The organism is Streptomyces sp. PL-25, assembly GCF_058344915.1.
Genome location: NZ_CP136997.1, coordinates 2,601,050 through 2,615,739 on the forward strand (window position 1 = coordinate 2,601,050; position 14,690 = coordinate 2,615,739).

Annotated in this window: 16 protein-coding genes and 1 tRNA gene; 11 read left to right on the top strand and 6 right to left on the bottom strand. The window is 70.6% G+C overall.

Going from position 1 to position 14,690, the window contains the following annotated elements; translation table 11 throughout:
• Positions 1-30: 30 nt before the first annotated feature.
• Positions 31-1,614, bottom strand: coding sequence for a purple acid phosphatase family protein (locus tag R4Z62_RS11510; protein WP_491519756.1), 1,584 nt, complete (start codon positions 1,612-1,614; stop codon positions 31-33).
• 165 nt (positions 1,615-1,779) lie between these two features.
• Between R4Z62_RS11510 and R4Z62_RS11515 the strand changes: the two genes are divergently transcribed.
• Positions 1,780-2,037 carry a hypothetical protein gene (locus tag R4Z62_RS11515; protein ID WP_018565679.1) on the top strand — a complete coding sequence of 86 codons (258 nt, stop codon included), beginning with the start codon at positions 1,780-1,782 and terminating at the stop codon, positions 2,035-2,037.
• Positions 2,038-2,175: 138 nt separating this feature from the next.
• Positions 2,176-3,993 carry a glutamine--fructose-6-phosphate transaminase (isomerizing) gene (gene glmS, locus R4Z62_RS11520; RefSeq protein ID WP_064533279.1) on the top strand — a complete coding sequence of 606 codons (1,818 nt, stop codon included), beginning with the start codon at positions 2,176-2,178 and terminating at the stop codon, positions 3,991-3,993.
• A 500-nt stretch (positions 3,994-4,493) separates the two neighbouring features.
• Here glmS and R4Z62_RS11525 read toward each other — a convergent pair whose 3' ends face one another.
• On the bottom strand, positions 4,494-5,021 hold the full coding sequence (locus R4Z62_RS11525; protein ID WP_018565676.1) for a universal stress protein: 528 nt from the start codon (positions 5,019-5,021) through the stop codon (positions 4,494-4,496).
• Between the two features lie 376 nt (positions 5,022-5,397).
• On the opposite strand from R4Z62_RS11525, the gene R4Z62_RS11530 reads away from it, so the two are divergent.
• From R4Z62_RS11530 to R4Z62_RS11555, 6 genes are all read left to right on the top strand, one after another.
• Positions 5,398-5,808: a hypothetical protein gene (locus R4Z62_RS11530; protein WP_491519757.1), complete on the top strand. Its 411-nt coding sequence runs from the start codon at positions 5,398-5,400 to the stop codon at positions 5,806-5,808.
• A gap of 377 nt (positions 5,809-6,185) precedes the next feature.
• A complete protein-coding gene (locus tag R4Z62_RS11535; RefSeq protein WP_064533281.1) occupies positions 6,186-7,403 on the top strand; it encodes a helix-turn-helix domain-containing protein in 1,218 nt (405 codons plus the stop codon).
• 178 nt (positions 7,404-7,581) lie between these two features.
• The gene (gene orn, locus R4Z62_RS11540; RefSeq protein WP_018565674.1) at positions 7,582-8,190 is read left to right on the top strand and encodes an oligoribonuclease; all 609 of its coding nucleotides are present in this window, start codon (positions 7,582-7,584) and stop codon (positions 8,188-8,190) included.
• A 112-nt stretch (positions 8,191-8,302) separates the two neighbouring features.
• Positions 8,303-8,375 (top strand) — tRNA-His (locus tag R4Z62_RS11545).
• A gap of 83 nt (positions 8,376-8,458) precedes the next feature.
• A complete protein-coding gene (locus R4Z62_RS11550; RefSeq protein WP_491519758.1) occupies positions 8,459-8,833 on the top strand; it encodes a hypothetical protein in 375 nt (124 codons plus the stop codon).
• A gap of 82 nt (positions 8,834-8,915) precedes the next feature.
• Positions 8,916-9,653 (top strand): TIGR02391 family protein, encoded by a 738-nt coding sequence (locus R4Z62_RS11555; RefSeq protein WP_491519759.1) that lies wholly within the window; start codon positions 8,916-8,918, stop codon positions 9,651-9,653.
• A gap of 9 nt (positions 9,654-9,662) precedes the next feature.
• Here the strand turns inward: R4Z62_RS11555 and R4Z62_RS11560 are convergent, their stop codons facing one another.
• Together R4Z62_RS11560 and R4Z62_RS11565 are read right to left on the bottom strand one after the other, a co-directional pair.
• Positions 9,663-10,190, bottom strand: a complete 528-nt coding sequence (locus tag R4Z62_RS11560) for a GNAT family N-acetyltransferase (protein ID WP_491519760.1) — start codon at positions 10,188-10,190, stop codon at positions 9,663-9,665.
• Positions 10,187-11,449, bottom strand: coding sequence for a helix-turn-helix domain-containing protein (locus R4Z62_RS11565; RefSeq protein WP_491519761.1), 1,263 nt, complete (start codon positions 11,447-11,449; stop codon positions 10,187-10,189). The genes R4Z62_RS11560 and R4Z62_RS11565 overlap by 4 nt, the downstream gene beginning before the upstream one ends.
• A 167-nt stretch (positions 11,450-11,616) precedes the next feature.
• Between R4Z62_RS11565 and R4Z62_RS11570 the strand changes: the two genes are divergently transcribed.
• A complete protein-coding gene (locus R4Z62_RS11570; RefSeq protein ID WP_491519762.1) occupies positions 11,617-12,030 on the top strand; it encodes an ATP-binding protein in 414 nt (137 codons plus the stop codon).
• Positions 12,027-12,260: a hypothetical protein gene (locus tag R4Z62_RS11575; protein ID WP_491519763.1), complete on the top strand. Its 234-nt coding sequence runs from the start codon at positions 12,027-12,029 to the stop codon at positions 12,258-12,260. Before R4Z62_RS11570 ends, R4Z62_RS11575 begins: the two co-directional genes overlap by 4 nt.
• Positions 12,261-12,354: 94 nt before the next feature.
• Here R4Z62_RS11575 and R4Z62_RS11580 read toward each other — a convergent pair whose 3' ends face one another.
• Complete coding sequence (locus R4Z62_RS11580) at positions 12,355-12,819, bottom strand: MarR family winged helix-turn-helix transcriptional regulator (RefSeq protein WP_491519764.1); 465 nt, start codon at positions 12,817-12,819, stop codon at positions 12,355-12,357.
• Between the two features lie 115 nt (positions 12,820-12,934).
• Between R4Z62_RS11580 and R4Z62_RS11585 the strand changes: the two genes are divergently transcribed.
• Positions 12,935-13,444 (top strand): GNAT family N-acetyltransferase, encoded by a 510-nt coding sequence (locus tag R4Z62_RS11585; RefSeq protein WP_491519765.1) that lies wholly within the window; start codon positions 12,935-12,937, stop codon positions 13,442-13,444.
• Positions 13,445-13,457: 13 nt separating this feature from the next.
• On the opposite strand, the gene R4Z62_RS11590 is transcribed toward R4Z62_RS11585, so the two are convergent.
• Positions 13,458-14,513 carry a LacI family DNA-binding transcriptional regulator gene (locus tag R4Z62_RS11590; protein ID WP_491519766.1) on the bottom strand — a complete coding sequence of 352 codons (1,056 nt, stop codon included), beginning with the start codon at positions 14,511-14,513 and terminating at the stop codon, positions 13,458-13,460.
• Positions 14,514-14,690 lie beyond the last annotated feature (177 nt).

The window sequence follows — 14,690 nt, forward strand, 5'->3', positions numbered from 1 at the left end:
GCCAGAGGACCGCCCGCGGGTGCCGGGGCCCTACTTGGCGCGGCGCGAGACCGTGAAGTGGTCGACCTGCGCGCCGGTCTCGGCGATGCCGCGCACCGTCAGCGTGGCCTGGCGGCCCCGGGAGGCCGGGGTGACGTCCACGCGCAGGAAGGAGTAGTCGAGGTAGCGCACGCGCGACCAGTCGACGGTCTCCTTCTGCCGGGCGCCGTCCTTGAGGCAGACGAAGGAGGACACCGCGTCGATGTCCTTCTCGTGGCCCTCGTAGGTCTGGTCGGCGCTGAACGCGTACAGGCTCTTGCCGGCCGCGCCCGCGGTGACGTAGACGACGCCGTCGGTCTCCGGGTAGGCGGTGCCGCCGATCGGGAGCTTCTTGGTGACCTGACCGCGCTTGATCACGTCGGTGCGCTCGTAGACGTGGTTGTGGCCGTTGATGACCAGGTCCACGGTGTACTTCTCGAACAGCGGCACCCACTCCTGGCGCACGCCCCCCTCCGAGGCGTGCGCGGTGGAGGTGCAGTAGGCGCAGTGGTGGAAGAAGACGACGACGAAGTCGACGTCCCGGCTGGCCCGGTACTTCTTCAGCTGACCCTCCAGCCATCGGGTCTGGGTGCCGCCGGAGATGCCGAGGTTGGCCGGGATCTCGAAGGAGATGTCGTTGGCGTCCAGCGAGATGACGGCGGTGTTGCCGTAGATGAAGGAGTAGACGCCGGGCAGGTTCTCGTGGTCGGGGCCGTTGTCCGGGAGGGTCCAGCGGGCCTCCTCGCCGCCGTAGCCGTTGGGCGAGTACCAGGCCTCCATGTCGTGGTTGCCGTAGGAGACCATCCACGGGACCTGCTTGGCGACGGACTCGGTCTGGTACAGGAACTGGTCCCAGACGCGGGAGTCGAAGCCGCTGTCGGTGGTCTTGCCCTGGCCGGCCGGGTCGCCGTAGGCGATGTCACCGGCGTGCAGGTGGAAGGCCGGGTCCTGGCCGAGGATCAGCGCGTCGTTGGCCAGGCCGTGGTAGCTGACGCCCTGGTCGCCGAAGGCGGTGAAGGTGAACGGCGCCTTGTGCGAGGGCGCGGTGGTGAAGGTGCCCAGGGTGCCGGCCAGGTGGCGCTCGGCCGGGTCGAAGCCCTGGTGGCCGACGCCGTAGTAGTACGTCCGGCCGGGACGCAGATGGGTGAGCTTGGCGTGCAGGTAGTACTGGGTGCGGTCGCCGCTGGCGCCGACTCCGGCCGGGGTGTAGAGGGTGCGGACCTCGGCGGGTATCTTCCGCGACAGGTCCCAGGGGTGCGCGCCGACCCGGATGAACGGCTTCTTGACGGCGACCGGGACCTGCCAGGAGACGGTGATCTCGGTGCGCGGGTCGTTGCCGAAGGCGAGATGGCGGCCGAAGGGCGCGACCAGCGCGCCGTCGACGGCACCGGCCGAGGAGGCGGGGGCCGGGGACGCGGTGCGCTGGGCCGGCACCGCGGCCTGCGCGGCGGTGCCCGTCACGAACGCGCCACCCGCGACCGTGCCGAGGGTGACCGCGCCGCCCCGGATCATCGTGCGCCGCGAGAACTTGGAACGCAGGTACTCGTGCTGCTCGGCCATGCTCATGCGCTCGGCGAGCTTCTCGGGTACGCCCATGCGAGGAATGTCCATGGCGTCTGAAAATGGTCCACCGGTGCGACGGCGCGCGGGACGGCAGATGGACGGCACGCGAACAGCGCCTCACCAGCGCTTGAACTGTCGCTTGCCCGATATCGGGCAGGATTCTTGCGAAAGTGATCCCGGTACCCCAGGATCTACCGGGTGCACGACGAACTCGTAGATCATCTGACGCGGTCCACGCCCCTGAGCCGGGGCGAGGCGCTGCGGGTGGTCCAGGACGTGCTCGCCTACTTCGACGAGACGACCGAGGAGTTCGTCCGGCGCCGGCACCGCGAACTCCAGGCACAGGGCCTGGTGAACGCGGAGATCTTCGGACGGATCGCGGCAGACCTGAAGTACCGCGCGGTGGCACCGCCGGACCTCTCGCTGCGGCAACTGCGGCGCATCGTCTACGGCTGACGCCCGCGGCACACGGGCCGGGGCACGGCAGTGCCCCGCACGGCACCGGTATGACACGGCACGGCACGGCATCGAGGCGGCGCTCGACACGCGTCGACGCGCATCGACACGGCATCAACTCGGGGAAAAGGGACTTGTATGTGCGGAATCGTCGGATACATCGGGAAGCGTGACGTCGCCCCGCTGCTCCTGGAGGGCCTGCAGCGCCTGGAGTACCGCGGCTACGACTCGGCGGGCGTCGTCATCACCTCACCGAAGACCCCGGGCCTGCGGATGGTCAAGGCCAAGGGCCGGGTCCGCGACCTGGAGGCGAAGGTCCCCGCGCGCTTCAAGGGCACCGCCGGCATCGCCCACACCCGCTGGGCCACCCACGGCGCCCCCTCCGACGTGAACGCCCACCCGCACATGTCGGCCGACCAGAAGGTCGCCGTCGTGCACAACGGCATCATCGACAACGCCGCCGACCTGCGCCGCAAACTGGAGGCGGACGGCGTGGAGTTCCTCTCCGAGACCGACACCGAGGTGCTCGTCCACCTCATCGCGCGCTCGGAGGCACAGAAGCTGGAGGACCGGGTCCGCGAGACCCTGCGCCTGATCGAGGGCACCTACGGCATCGCCGTCATGCACGCCGACTTCCCCGACCGGATCGTGGTGGCCCGCAACGGCTCCCCCGTGGTCCTCGGCATCGGCGAGAAGGAGATGTTCGTCGCCTCCGACGTGGCCGCGCTGGTCGCCCACACCCGGCAGATAGTCACCCTCGACGACGGCGAGATGGCCACCCTCAAGGCCGACGACTTCCGTACGTACACCACCGAGGGCACCCGGACGACCGCCGAGCCGACCACCGTGGAGTGGGAGGCCGAGTCGTACGACATGGGCGGCCACGACACGTACATGCACAAGGAGATCCACGAGCAGGCCGAGGCCGTGGACCGGGTGCTGCGCGGACGGATCGACGACCGGTTCGCCACCGTGCACCTGGGCGGCATCAACCTGGACGCCCGCGAGGCGCGCGCGGTGCGCCGGGTGAAGATCCTCGGCTGCGGCACCTCGTACCACGCGGGCATGATCGGCGCCCAGATGATCGAGGAGCTGGCCCGGATCCCCGCCGACGCGGAGCCGGCCTCCGAGTTCCGCTACCGCAACGCGGTCGTGGACCCCGACACCCTCTACATCGCCGTCTCCCAGTCCGGTGAGACCTACGACGTGCTGGCCGCCGTGCAGGAGCTGAAGCGCAAGGGCGCCCGGGTCCTCGGTGTGGTCAACGTGGTCGGCTCGGCCATCGCCCGCGAGGCGGACGGCGGCGTCTACGTGCACGCCGGGCCGGAGGTGTGCGTCGTCTCCACCAAGTGCTTCACCAACACCTGCGTCGCCTTCGCGCTGCTCGCCCTGCACCTGGGCCGCATCCGCGACCTGTCGGTGCGCGACGGCAAGCGGATCATCGAGGGCCTGCGCAAGCTGCCCGAGCAGATCTCCGCGATCATGGAGCAGGAGGCGGAGATCGAGGAGCTGGCCAAGACCTACGCCGACGCCCGCTCGATGCTCTTCATCGGCCGCGTCCGGGGCTACCCGGTGGCCCGCGAGGCCTCCCTGAAGCTCAAGGAGGTCTCCTACATCCACGCCGAGGCGTACCCGGCCTCCGAGCTGAAGCACGGCCCGCTCGCCCTGATCGAGCCGGCCCTGCCGACCGTGGCGATCGTCCCGGACGACGACCTGCTGGAGAAGAACCGCGCGGCCATGGAGGAGATCAAGGCCCGCAGCGGCCCGATCCTCGCCGTCGCCCACCAGCCCCAGGAGAAGGCCGACCGCACGATCGTCGTCCCCAAGAACGAGGACGAGCTGGACCCCATCCTCATGGGCATCCCCCTCCAGCTCCTCTCCTACCACACGGCCCTGGCCCTGGGCCGGGACATCGACAAGCCCCGCAACCTGGCGAAGTCGGTGACGGTGGAGTAGACCCCGCCGGGGCCCGACATCACCGGAACGGCCCTCCACGCGCTCGCTGTCGGCGCGTGGGGGGCCGTCGCCGCCGGTGAAGGCCGCCACCGCGAGCAGGACCAGGGAGACGAGGAACAGCCCGTAGGTGCCCTGGGTGAGCGGGTGCCCTCCCGGAAGGCGAGCAGTCCGACGACGAACAGGGCGACACCGCCGACATGGTGAGCGATCGTCACGGCGTCGGCGGCCGTGGCGGAGTGGACGACCCTGGTGTGTCCGAGGCCGAAGGCCGGCAGGGTGACGAACAGGGCGAGCCGTCCGGCGATCGTGGTGGTGGTGCTTCCCGCAGAGACGTCGTTGGCCGCGGCGGGCTCCCTTCTTGCCTGTGCGGTGCGGTGCGGTGATGGGTGACCGGTATATGCACTTCACAAGGGCACAATCACCTTCTGCGCACAGGTAACTTGAGCGTTGAACAAAGGGAGCCGGAATGGCCGGTAGTCGTGGTGTCCGGGCCGCGCCTCTCAGGGGATGACGACGACCGGACGCTGCGCGCGCTTGGCGAGGCGGCCGGCGACCGAGCCGAAGATACGGCCCACGATGCCGTGGGTGGAGCCGACCACGATCGCGTCCGCCGCGTACTCCTTGCCGACCTCTTCGAGTTCGTGGCAGATGTCCCCGCCGCGCTCGACCAGGATCCAGGGGACCTCGGCGAGATACTCCGCGCAGGCCAGTTCGAGACCGAGCACCTCGGTGCGGTGGTCGGGGACGTCCACGAAGACCGGGGGCTCGCAGCCCGCCCAGACCGTGGTGGGCAGCCGGTTGGCCACATGCACGATGATCAGACCGGATCGGGTGCGGTGCGCCATCCCGATCGCGTAGGCGAGGGCTCGCTCGCTGGAGTCGGATCCGTCGAAGCCGACGACGACGCCGTGCTTGAACGCCGGATCGCAGGGATGGCGTGGCTCTTGTGCCGCCAGGGGTTCGGCCGCCGTGGGGTCGGCGACCGGCCGCTTGCGGTCCGCGGGTTCGAAGAATTCGTGACCGGCCATGGCTGTCTCGGCGAGGTGATCCTTTGTCGGGGACGACAATCTGCGGCGGAGCTGTGTCCGGGAATCGTCTTCCCGTCCCCATACCCGCAAGGGTACGGCCGCACTCCTCCTTGGCCCAGATCCCGCGCACTCTCCGTGGCGGTTCACCGGAGCATGCACGACAGCCGCCCGTAACGCAATGGTTGCTGCCCCGTACAGGCGGTTTGCACAGCATTCACTTGCCCCTGCCGCCCGGAACACGTAAGACCGGTGTCTCGACACCGCCCGGGGTGCCGCCGTACCGGTGGCCTCCGGTTCCGTACAGTGACCGACGGATCGAACACGCGTTGAACCCCGTGAGCCGCACCGCCGCAGGGAGCACCGTAGGGAGCACGCCGTGTCCGGACCCCGTACCGCATCCGGAAAACGCCCCTCGCCGCCGGAGCGGCCCGCCGGTGACAGCACGGGCGACGTGGTCCGCTGGGCCGCCTTCAGCTGTGTCCTGGTTCCGGTGGTGCTGCTCTGGTGCGGCGCCTCGTCGGCCGGCGCCGTCGGCACCGCCCTGGGCCTGGCGGCCGTCACCGCGGCCTGCCGGGCGCTGCTGCGCCAGTCCGAGCGCGGCGCGGCCCGGCTGCGCGCCGAGGAGCGGGCGCCGCACCGCGGCCGCCACCAGCGGACCGGTACGGGCGCCCACCGGGGCGGCCGGCACCTGGGGGGACCGGGCGGGCCCGGAAATCCGGGCGGACCGGGGGGACCGGGAGTGCCCGGGAGACCGGGAGGACCGTGGGGAACGACACCGGTCGACTGACCGGTTTCCATGCACACGGCCGTATCTTTTCAGCCAACTTCTTGAACTGGCGCATCCCCCGCCCCTGCACCCCCTCAACCCCCGTTTGACCTGCAAGAAAAGGGTCTCAGGGCCCCTGCGCACCCTACGTGGATTGGCCACCGCCACAAGGCGCACTTCCCTGCGCGCTGTGGGAGTGCAACGCTTCGTGATCGAATGCTTCACGCCAAGTTGCCATGTCGACAATGTGCCGGGTGTCGAACTGGTCACCGCGGCACGGCGGGACACAGTAGATTCGATCTTGATGTCTTACGGCGGGGGACTCGTGCAGGACCGAGGGGAAACGTGCAGGAGCGACACAACCGAGGAGCCGCGACCACCGAGGGGGGCTTAGCAGTATGAGCCACGACTCCACTGCCGCGCCGGAAAACGCGGTCCGGAAACTGTCCGGGCGCCGCCGCAAGGAGATCGTCGCGGTGCTGCTGTTCAGCGGCGGCCCCATCTTCGAGAGTTCCATACCGCTTTCGGTGTTCGGGATCGACCGCCAGGACGCCGGAGTGCCGCGCTACCGCCTGCTGGTGGCGGCCGGCGAGGACGGCCCGCTGCGGACCACAGGGGGCCTGGAACTCACCGCACCACATGGCCTGGAAGCGATCTCACGCGCGGGCACGGTCGTCGTGCCCGCCTGGCGTTCGATCACCGCGCCACCGCCCGAGGAGGCGCTCGACGCGCTGCGCCGGGCACACGAAGAGGGCGCCCGCATCGTGGGCCTGTGCACCGGGGCCTTCGTGCTGGCCGCCGCCGGCCTGCTGGACGGCCGCCCGGCGACCACCCACTGGATGTACGCGCCGACGCTGGCCAAGCGCTATCCGTCGGTGCACGTCGATCCGCGGGAGCTGTTCGTCGACGACGGCGACGTGCTGACGTCGGCGGGCACGGCCGCCGGGATCGACCTGTGCCTGCACATCGTGCGCACGGACCACGGCAACGAGGCGGCCGGCGCGCTGGCCCGCCGCCTGGTGGTCCCGCCGCGCCGCAGCGGAGGCCAGGAACGCTACCTGGACAGGTCTTTACCGGAGGAGATCGGCGCCGACCCGCTCGCCGAGGTCGTCGCCTGGGCGCTGGAGCACCTCCACGAGCAGTTCGACGTGGAGACGCTCGCGGCACGGGCGTACATGAGCCGCCGTACGTTCGACCGCCGGTTCCGCTCGCTGACCGGGAGCGCGCCGCTGCAGTGGCTGATCACCCAGCGGGTGCTCCAGGCGCAGCGGCTGCTGGAGACGTCCGACTACTCGGTGGACGAGGTCGCGGGCCGCTGCGGCTTCCGCTCGCCGGTGGCGCTGCGCGGCCACTTCCGGCGGCAGCTGGGCTCGTCCCCGGCCGCCTACCGGGCGGCGTACCGGGCGCGCAGGCCGCAGGGCGAGCGACCGGTCGACGCCGCCGAGGCGCCGCTGGGCGCGGCGGGCCCGGGTGCCGGGACGGCCCAGATCCTGGGCGTCCCGCAGCCCTCCGGCCCGGTGTCCGCGCTGCACCCGGAGGGTCCGCTCCAGCACACGGTCCGCCGGGCACCGGCGGCCCTGTCGGGCAGCCTGCCGGGCCAGCGCAGCGGCGGCTGAGGCACCCCCTGGAAAACCGGGAAACGGGGAAGCCAGGGAAGCCGGGAAGCACGTACGCCGGTCCGGGGCGGGAGCGCACACACCGCGCTTCCGCCCCGGACCGGTCCGTCCGCACCGGTCCGGCCGGACCGGTGCACGGTCGGTCCGGCCCGCCGCGGCTCGCCGTAAGGTGAGACACATGAACGATCGCATGGTGTGGATCGACTGCGAGATGACCGGCCTCTCGCTGTCCGACGACGCTCTCATCGAGGTGGCCGCCCTCGTCACCGACTCCGAGCTGAACGTGCTCGGCGAGGGGGTCGACATCGTCATCCGCCCGCCGGACGCGGCGCTGGAGACGATGCCGGAGGTGGTGCGTCAGATGCACACCGCGTCCGGCCTGCTGGCCGAACTGCCCGGCGGCACGACGCTCCAGGACGCCGAGGAGCAGGTGCTCGCCTATGTCCGCGAGCATGTGAAGGAGCCCGGCAAGGCGCCCCTGTGCGGGAACTCGGTCGGCACCGACCGCGGCTTCCTGCTGCGCGACATGCCGGCCCTGGAGGGCCACCTCCACTACCGCATCGTCGACGTCTCCTCGATCAAGGAGCTGGCCCGCCGCTGGTACCCGAGGGCGTACTTCAACAGCCCCGAGAAGAACGGCAACCACCGCGCCCTCGCCGACATCCGCGAGTCCATCGCGGAGCTGCGCTACTACCGCGAGGCCGTCTTCGTCCCCCAGCCCGGCCCCGATTCCGACACCGCCAAGGCGATCGCCGCGAAGCACGTCCTGCCTGCTCAGCAGGGCTAGAAGGGTCCCTCGAAGGGGCGCCGCGAAAGTCGTGCGCGAGCACCCCTTCGGACCCTGTACACTTTTTCTCGGCCGGTCGGAGAAGCGAAAGCCTCCTCCACCACCGGTCATGGTGGGTGTAGCTCAGCTGGTAGAGCACCTGGTTGTGGTCCAGGATGCCGCGGGTTCGAGTCCCGTCACTCACCCTCACCGAAGAAGCCGGTGACCCGGGAATCCAGGGTCACCGGCTTCTTCCGTTTCCGCCGCGGCAGACTTGGACAATCGCCGGATGACCGACACAGGGGACGAGAGCCCCGAGCAGGGCTGGGACGAACCCTGGTACCGCGTCCGTACCTCCCGGTTCGAGGCGTCATTCCTGGCCGGCGCCGGAGAGGATCTCGATGCCGTCTGCAACGTCGATGTCGAGGTACGGCTGGCAGCGGACGGCTCGCGCTGGAGTGCGACCGTGCTCACTCTCGCCGAGGTGGAGCGTCTGATGAAGAGGTGGGAGCGGACAGGCGAGGAGCTGAGCGGACGCTTCTTCCGGTGCTCCGACGGACTGATAGTCCGGGATCCCGGCATCGGCAACATGACCCAGGTGCTCGCCGGTCTGCTGGACTCCGGTGACTTCACGCAGGTTCTTCAGCGGCTCGACGACGAGTGACCGTCGTCCCGTCCCCCATCCTCACCGGCTTCTCTGGTCAGAACCACGGCCCCACTCGGCCGGTTCACCCTAGAGTCCGAGCATGGATCACACCTACGCTGTCGAGACACTGGGGAACTTCCTTGAGGGCGTGAACATACACATCGCGAAGATGGAGGCGGCCAAGGCCAGTCGGAGCGGTATCGATCGCTGGCCGGACTGGCCGCAGGACCTCGCGATCGAGATGACGCGCGCTCGCGAGATCATCGGTGCCTACGTCCCGCGCGCTCTCACCGAGCTGGATCAGTACGCCCCAGAGAGTCTCGCGTACTGGCAACTCGTACGGTTGGGGACGGCCGAGGCCCTGGGGCACGCCAAGCACGCCGATGAGATCGCGGCGTTCCTGCGGCCCGCCTCACCTGCCATCCAGGCGGACGCACTCCACCCGTGGGTCTGGGAGCCAGCCGCGCCACTGTGGGCTGCCGAAGCCCATCAGGACGCCGTCCTCGCCGACGCTCGCACGGTCAACCGGCGCCTTCAGCAGAAGCTCGGCCGCCACGACATCGGCGAGAAGGACCTCTGCATGCAGAGTTTCGACATGAAGGCGCCCGAGGAGGGCAAGCCGCGCCTCCGCTTCGACGGGGACCGGACCACCCCGACCTGGAAGGCGCGTCAGGACGGTGCGAAGTACATCTCTGCCGGGGTCTTCCTGGCGCTCCGGAACCTGGCCGCCCACGAGGACGAGGTGAACTGGTCCCAGCAGGAAGCGCTGGAGTACCTGGCGACGTTCTCGGTCGTGGCCCGGTGGATCGAGGAGTGCACGGTCGAGACAGCTTCCTGAGTGCCGCGCCTACTTCAGTGGCAGTTCAGCGAGCATCACGGCGTAGACCGGGGAGTCCGGGAACGGCTGCCGCTCGCCGATCTTCCGGAAGCCCCAGTCCTCGTACAGGGCCTGTACGCGTGGGTGGGTCACGTCGACCAGGAGGACCACGAGGTCTTCGGGACGGTCCTCGAAGAGCGCCCGGGAGAGCGCGTCCGACACGCCTTGCCTGCGCTTGGAGGGGTGGACGGCCAGCTCGGAGTAGGCGAATGTCCGGTGCTTCTCGGGGGCTTCCTCCAGGTACTCGCGCCACCACTCCCGGCCCTCGTCCGACGGGGCACCGTAGGCGAAGCCCACCGGCTCCGCACCGTCGTAAGCGATCACGCAGGCGAACCCGTCCTTGCCTCCCCAGTGATCCACGAACCAGGGGAACTTCTTCTTGAAGTCGTCGTCACGGTCGGGCCCCGCGGCTGCCGCGTGCAGGGCGATGAGCGTCTGACGGATCTCCGCCAGGTCATCGGTCCCGAAGTGTCGGATGTCCAGCCCGGCGGCGCTCACAGTCGACTCCATTCAGTGCGATAACGGTCGCCCCACTCTCGGGCGATCGAAGCGTCCGGCGCAAGAGTGATCAAGTCGCGGTAGTAGTCGCCGAGCAGGGAGCGCATCCTGCCGGGGATCGGGTGTCCGGACATCAGTGTGAAGACCGTAGAGGCCGTCGAACACGCCTGGTCGATGTCGCGCTGGTGGAGCTGGGCCAGAGCGAGGCGGCACATGGCCAAGGCCCGGTTGCGCTTGAATTCCTTTGGGATCGTGGCCAGGGCGTTGTGAGAGGCAGCCTCGGACTCGACTGCGTCCCCGATACGGTCACGGACGATCGCGGTCATGGCCAACAGCTCGGCCGAACCGTAGAAGGCGATCCACGACGGGGTGGGCTCTGCGGCGTCCACCTTGGTCAGAGCGTCCTGTGCGTGTCCCAGGGACCGCAGCGCGGCCTGGCGGTCCCTGAGGTTGGCGTGGCCGACGGCCGTACGGGCGTGAGCCAGAGAGGCGAAGAAAGGAACCCGCCGGGCGATGCCCGTCCCCTGTGCCGCGTAGGCGGCATCGACGGCTTCGGTGAACTCGTGCCGGTGGTGGGCGAGCATCGCGTACGAGTTCCACACCCGCATCTCCGCGATGGGGTCCTTGGCCATCCCCGCCAGGTACAGGGCTTTCCCCAGCAAGGCATGCGCCCGGTCCAGCTGACGGGCGTCGATGGCACTCCACGCCGCCGTGGCGGTGTAGACGGCGGCCACGGAGAAGAGTCGTCGGCGGATGCGCTGGGTGGCCCCGAGCTTCTGCTTGGCCAGGGCCTCTTGGGCTCCGAGGAGGGCGGCCCGCTCCAAGCCCTCGTGACCGCCTCGGCTGCGGTCGACCTCCATCAGAGCGTCCAGGCCCCGGCGGAGGCGGATGACATCGGAGGTGCCGACCTGAGGGGGAGCGCCGACAAGAGGGACGGACACGGCGACGGTCGTGCCGGTGGTGGTGGTGAGGAAGTTCCTGCGGTTCACAGGGTCCTCCAGAGAGTTCGAGGGGCGCCGTCGCTCTGGTGCGCTGAAGCCCAGCTCTACGGCGGTACAGCCGAATACTGCCTCCAACGCCTCCCTCTGTCTGGGGTGCGGCCACAGCGTCTTCCCGGTCAGCCAGTTGCGAACGGTGCGATCGCTCACCGTCCCCTCGTGTCCCGCGCAGATCAGCCGAGCGTTCACCTTGTCGGCCAACTCGGCCTGCGTCAGCCCGCTCTCGCGCAGGGCACCGGCGAAGCTCCCGTTCTCCGTCACGTACCCAAAGTAGCCATCGCGTTCCCCTCGGTAGCAGGGTTGCCGCGAAATTACCGGTGCTCGCTGACGCGCACAGCACGGACTTTTCCTGCCGCTGGGAGGTCATGAGCCGTTCACTCGGGTACGGCCACACCGCAACCGCACTCCCAGAGGTCCTGATGACTGTGATGGCAAGGCCACACCCCACGGGGCGCCCCGGCTACTCCGAGACCCTCCCTGCCCTGGAGGAGAGTGCCGGGACCGCCCGCAAGCTCGTCCGTACGGCCCTGGCCGCCTGGCACCTGGAGGGACTGGCCGATACCTCGATACTGGTCGTCTCGGAGCTGGTGACCAACGCGGTCAAGCACACGGACAGCCGCGTGATCCGCGTCGTCGTCCCCCGGTCTGGCGAACGGTTCGTACGGATCGGCGTGGTCGACAAGGCCCGGGAACTCCCGATGCCGGCCGAGCCCAGGAACGGCCTTCTCACCAACGGCCGGGGGCTCCTGCTCGTCGACGCCCTCGCCGAGCGCTGGGGAACCGACCCGCACCCCTGGGGCAAGCAGGTCTGGGCCGAGCTGGATCGCGAGGCCGCCCGGTGACCGAGCGGAAGCCCTGGGTGGGCGACCAGGTGCACGACGGACACGCGAACCGGGAGGGCGTGATCACCGACGTGAAGAAGGGGACGTACATCCTGCGTCCCGTCGGCAGGCACTCGGGCGGGACCTGGCCGGCCTCCGACCCGGCGCAGCTCGCTGTCACCGTGTCTCGCGAGGAGCGGCTCCGCGAGTGGAGGCAGGCGTGGTCGAGCGTGGCACCGCCTTCTCCCTGACCGAGCGGCCGCCCAGCGCGACTTCGACGCCATGACCACCGCGGCCGCGCCGAGGCCCTCCCATCGTTCTCGGCGGCTCGCCGCGCCCCTCCCCTCAGTCCGGCAGGTTCCCGTCGCCGCCCAGGTTGGCGACCATGCGGCGCAGGACGTCGACCGTGGTCGCGAAGTCGGCCGGGTCGATGCCCTCGTGCGTCTGCCGGTGGACGCGTGCGCCGCGTTGCCTGGCGCGGCCGAGGCCCCTCTCGCCCGCCTCGGTCAGGGTCATGAGTCCCGCGTCCTCCGTGAGCCAGCCGCGGCGGGTGAGGTCGTCGAAGACGGCGTCGAAGTCGGTACCGAGGTCGTCCCACTTCGCCAGCCGCTCGGTCAGTGCCGCGCGGGTCCACCTGCCAGGGGCCCCGGCCACGTGGTTGAGCGTCCACCAGTGCGGCTGTGTGAGGTCCTCCACCGCCAGTTGCTCACGGATGGCGCCGACCACCAGCCGGTAGGCCACGCCGGTCCACGCCCCGATGGGCTGGGCGGCCAACTCCTCCTGCGTGTACTCCTTGAGCGTCGCGCTCATGTGCCTCTGCCTCTCCTCATGCCTCTTGATCGACGGAATACGATGACCGTAGAACCTCAGGTTTGGTCGAGGTCAAGGACCGGGATGTCGTTCCCCGGAGGCTGGAGGGTGCCCCGTGCGTGCCGAGCGTGTCCGTACCGAGCGGCTGGAGCTCGTCCCGCTGCGGGTGGAGCACGCCCGGGAGATGGCCGGGGTGCTGGGTGACGCGGAGTTGTACGGGTTCATCGGCGGGGAGCCGCTGGACGAGGAGGGGCTGGCCGCGCGTTACGAGCGGCTGGTGGGCGGGTCCGGGGAGGTGGGGGTCTCCTGGTGCAACTGGGTGCTGCGGCTGCGGTCCGGCGGGCAGTTGGCGGGCACCGTGCAGGCCACGGTGCACGGCCGGGAGACGGCCGAGATCGCATGGGTCGTGGGGACGGCCTGGCAGGGGCGCGGGTTCGCCTCCGAGGCGGCGCGGGCGCTGGTCGCCCTGCTCGGGCGGGCCGGTGTCGGCACGGTCGTCGCGCACATCCACCCCGGGCACCACGCCTCCGCCGCGGTCGCCACCGCCGCCGGGCTCGCCCCGACCGGGGAGACACAGGACGGCGAGAGGGTGTGGCGGGGGACGGCACCGGCGCCCCTACGGTGACCGCCGGGGCGCGTCAGGAGGACGTACGGACCACCAGTTCGGTGGCCAGCACCGCGTGCCGCCGCTCGGGGGCGGCCGACTCGGGCGGGCGGCGGTCGGCGATCTCGGTGAGCAGCAGGTCGATCATGGCGCGGCCCATCTCCTCGATGGGCTGGCGGACGCTGGTCAGCGGCGGGTCCATGTGGCGGGCGATGGCCGAGTCGTCGTAGCCGACCAGCGCCACGTCGTCCGGGATGCGGCGGCCCGAGGCCCGCAGCACCTGGCGGGCACCGGCTGCGGTGACGTCCGAACCGGCGAAGACCGCGTCGAGGGCGGGCTCGCGCTCCAGCAGCCGGGTCATCGCCCGGTGCCCGCCCTCCTCGGTGAAGTCGCCCTGCTCGATGAGGTGTTCGTCCTCGGTGAGACCGGCGTCGGCGAGCGCGTCGCGGTAGCCGTCGACGCGCCGCTGGGCACCGTAGACGTCCATGTGGCCGGTGATGTGCGCGATGCGGCGGCGGCCCCGGGAGAGCAGGTGCTCCACCGCCGACCGGGCGCCCCCGTAGTTGTCGGAGTCCACGGACGTCAGCGCCTCGGCCGCCGAGCGCGGTCCGCTGATCACCGCCGGGATGCCGAGCTGGGCGACCAGGTCCGGCAGCGGGTCGTCGGCGTGCACGGACACCAGCAGCACCCCGTCCACCCGGTGCGCGGCCAGATACTGCGCAAGCCGCCTGCGCTCCCGGTCGCCGCCCGCGAAGATCAGCAGCAACTGCATCTCGGTGTCGGACAGTTCGGCGCCGACCCCGCGCAGCATGTCCGAGAAGTACGGCTCGGCGAAGAACCGGGTCTCCGGCTCCGGGACGACCAGCGCGATGGCGTCGGTGCGGTTGGCGGCCAGCGCGCGGGCGGCGGTGTTGGGGACGTAGCCGAGTTCGGCGACGGCCGCCTCCACGGCCGCGCGGGTGGCGTCGCTGACCCGGGGCGAACCGTTGATCACGCGGGAGACCGTGCCGCGGCCCACCCCGGCGCGGGCGGCGACCTCCTCCAGGGTCGGCCGGCCGCCACCCCGGCCCCGCCCACCGTTGACCGCCATAGTCGCCGCCTTCCGTTCACCCCGCCGACAGGCCGGGAACCCAGGCCAGGAATCTAACAGCCGGGGGCACGGCCGCCCCCTCCCCCACCGCCGCGCGGGCAGCGGCGAGAGGGGGACGGAAGGGAACGGAAGGAACACGAAAGGGAGGCGAAGGGGAGGCGAAAGGGAGAGGGGGCG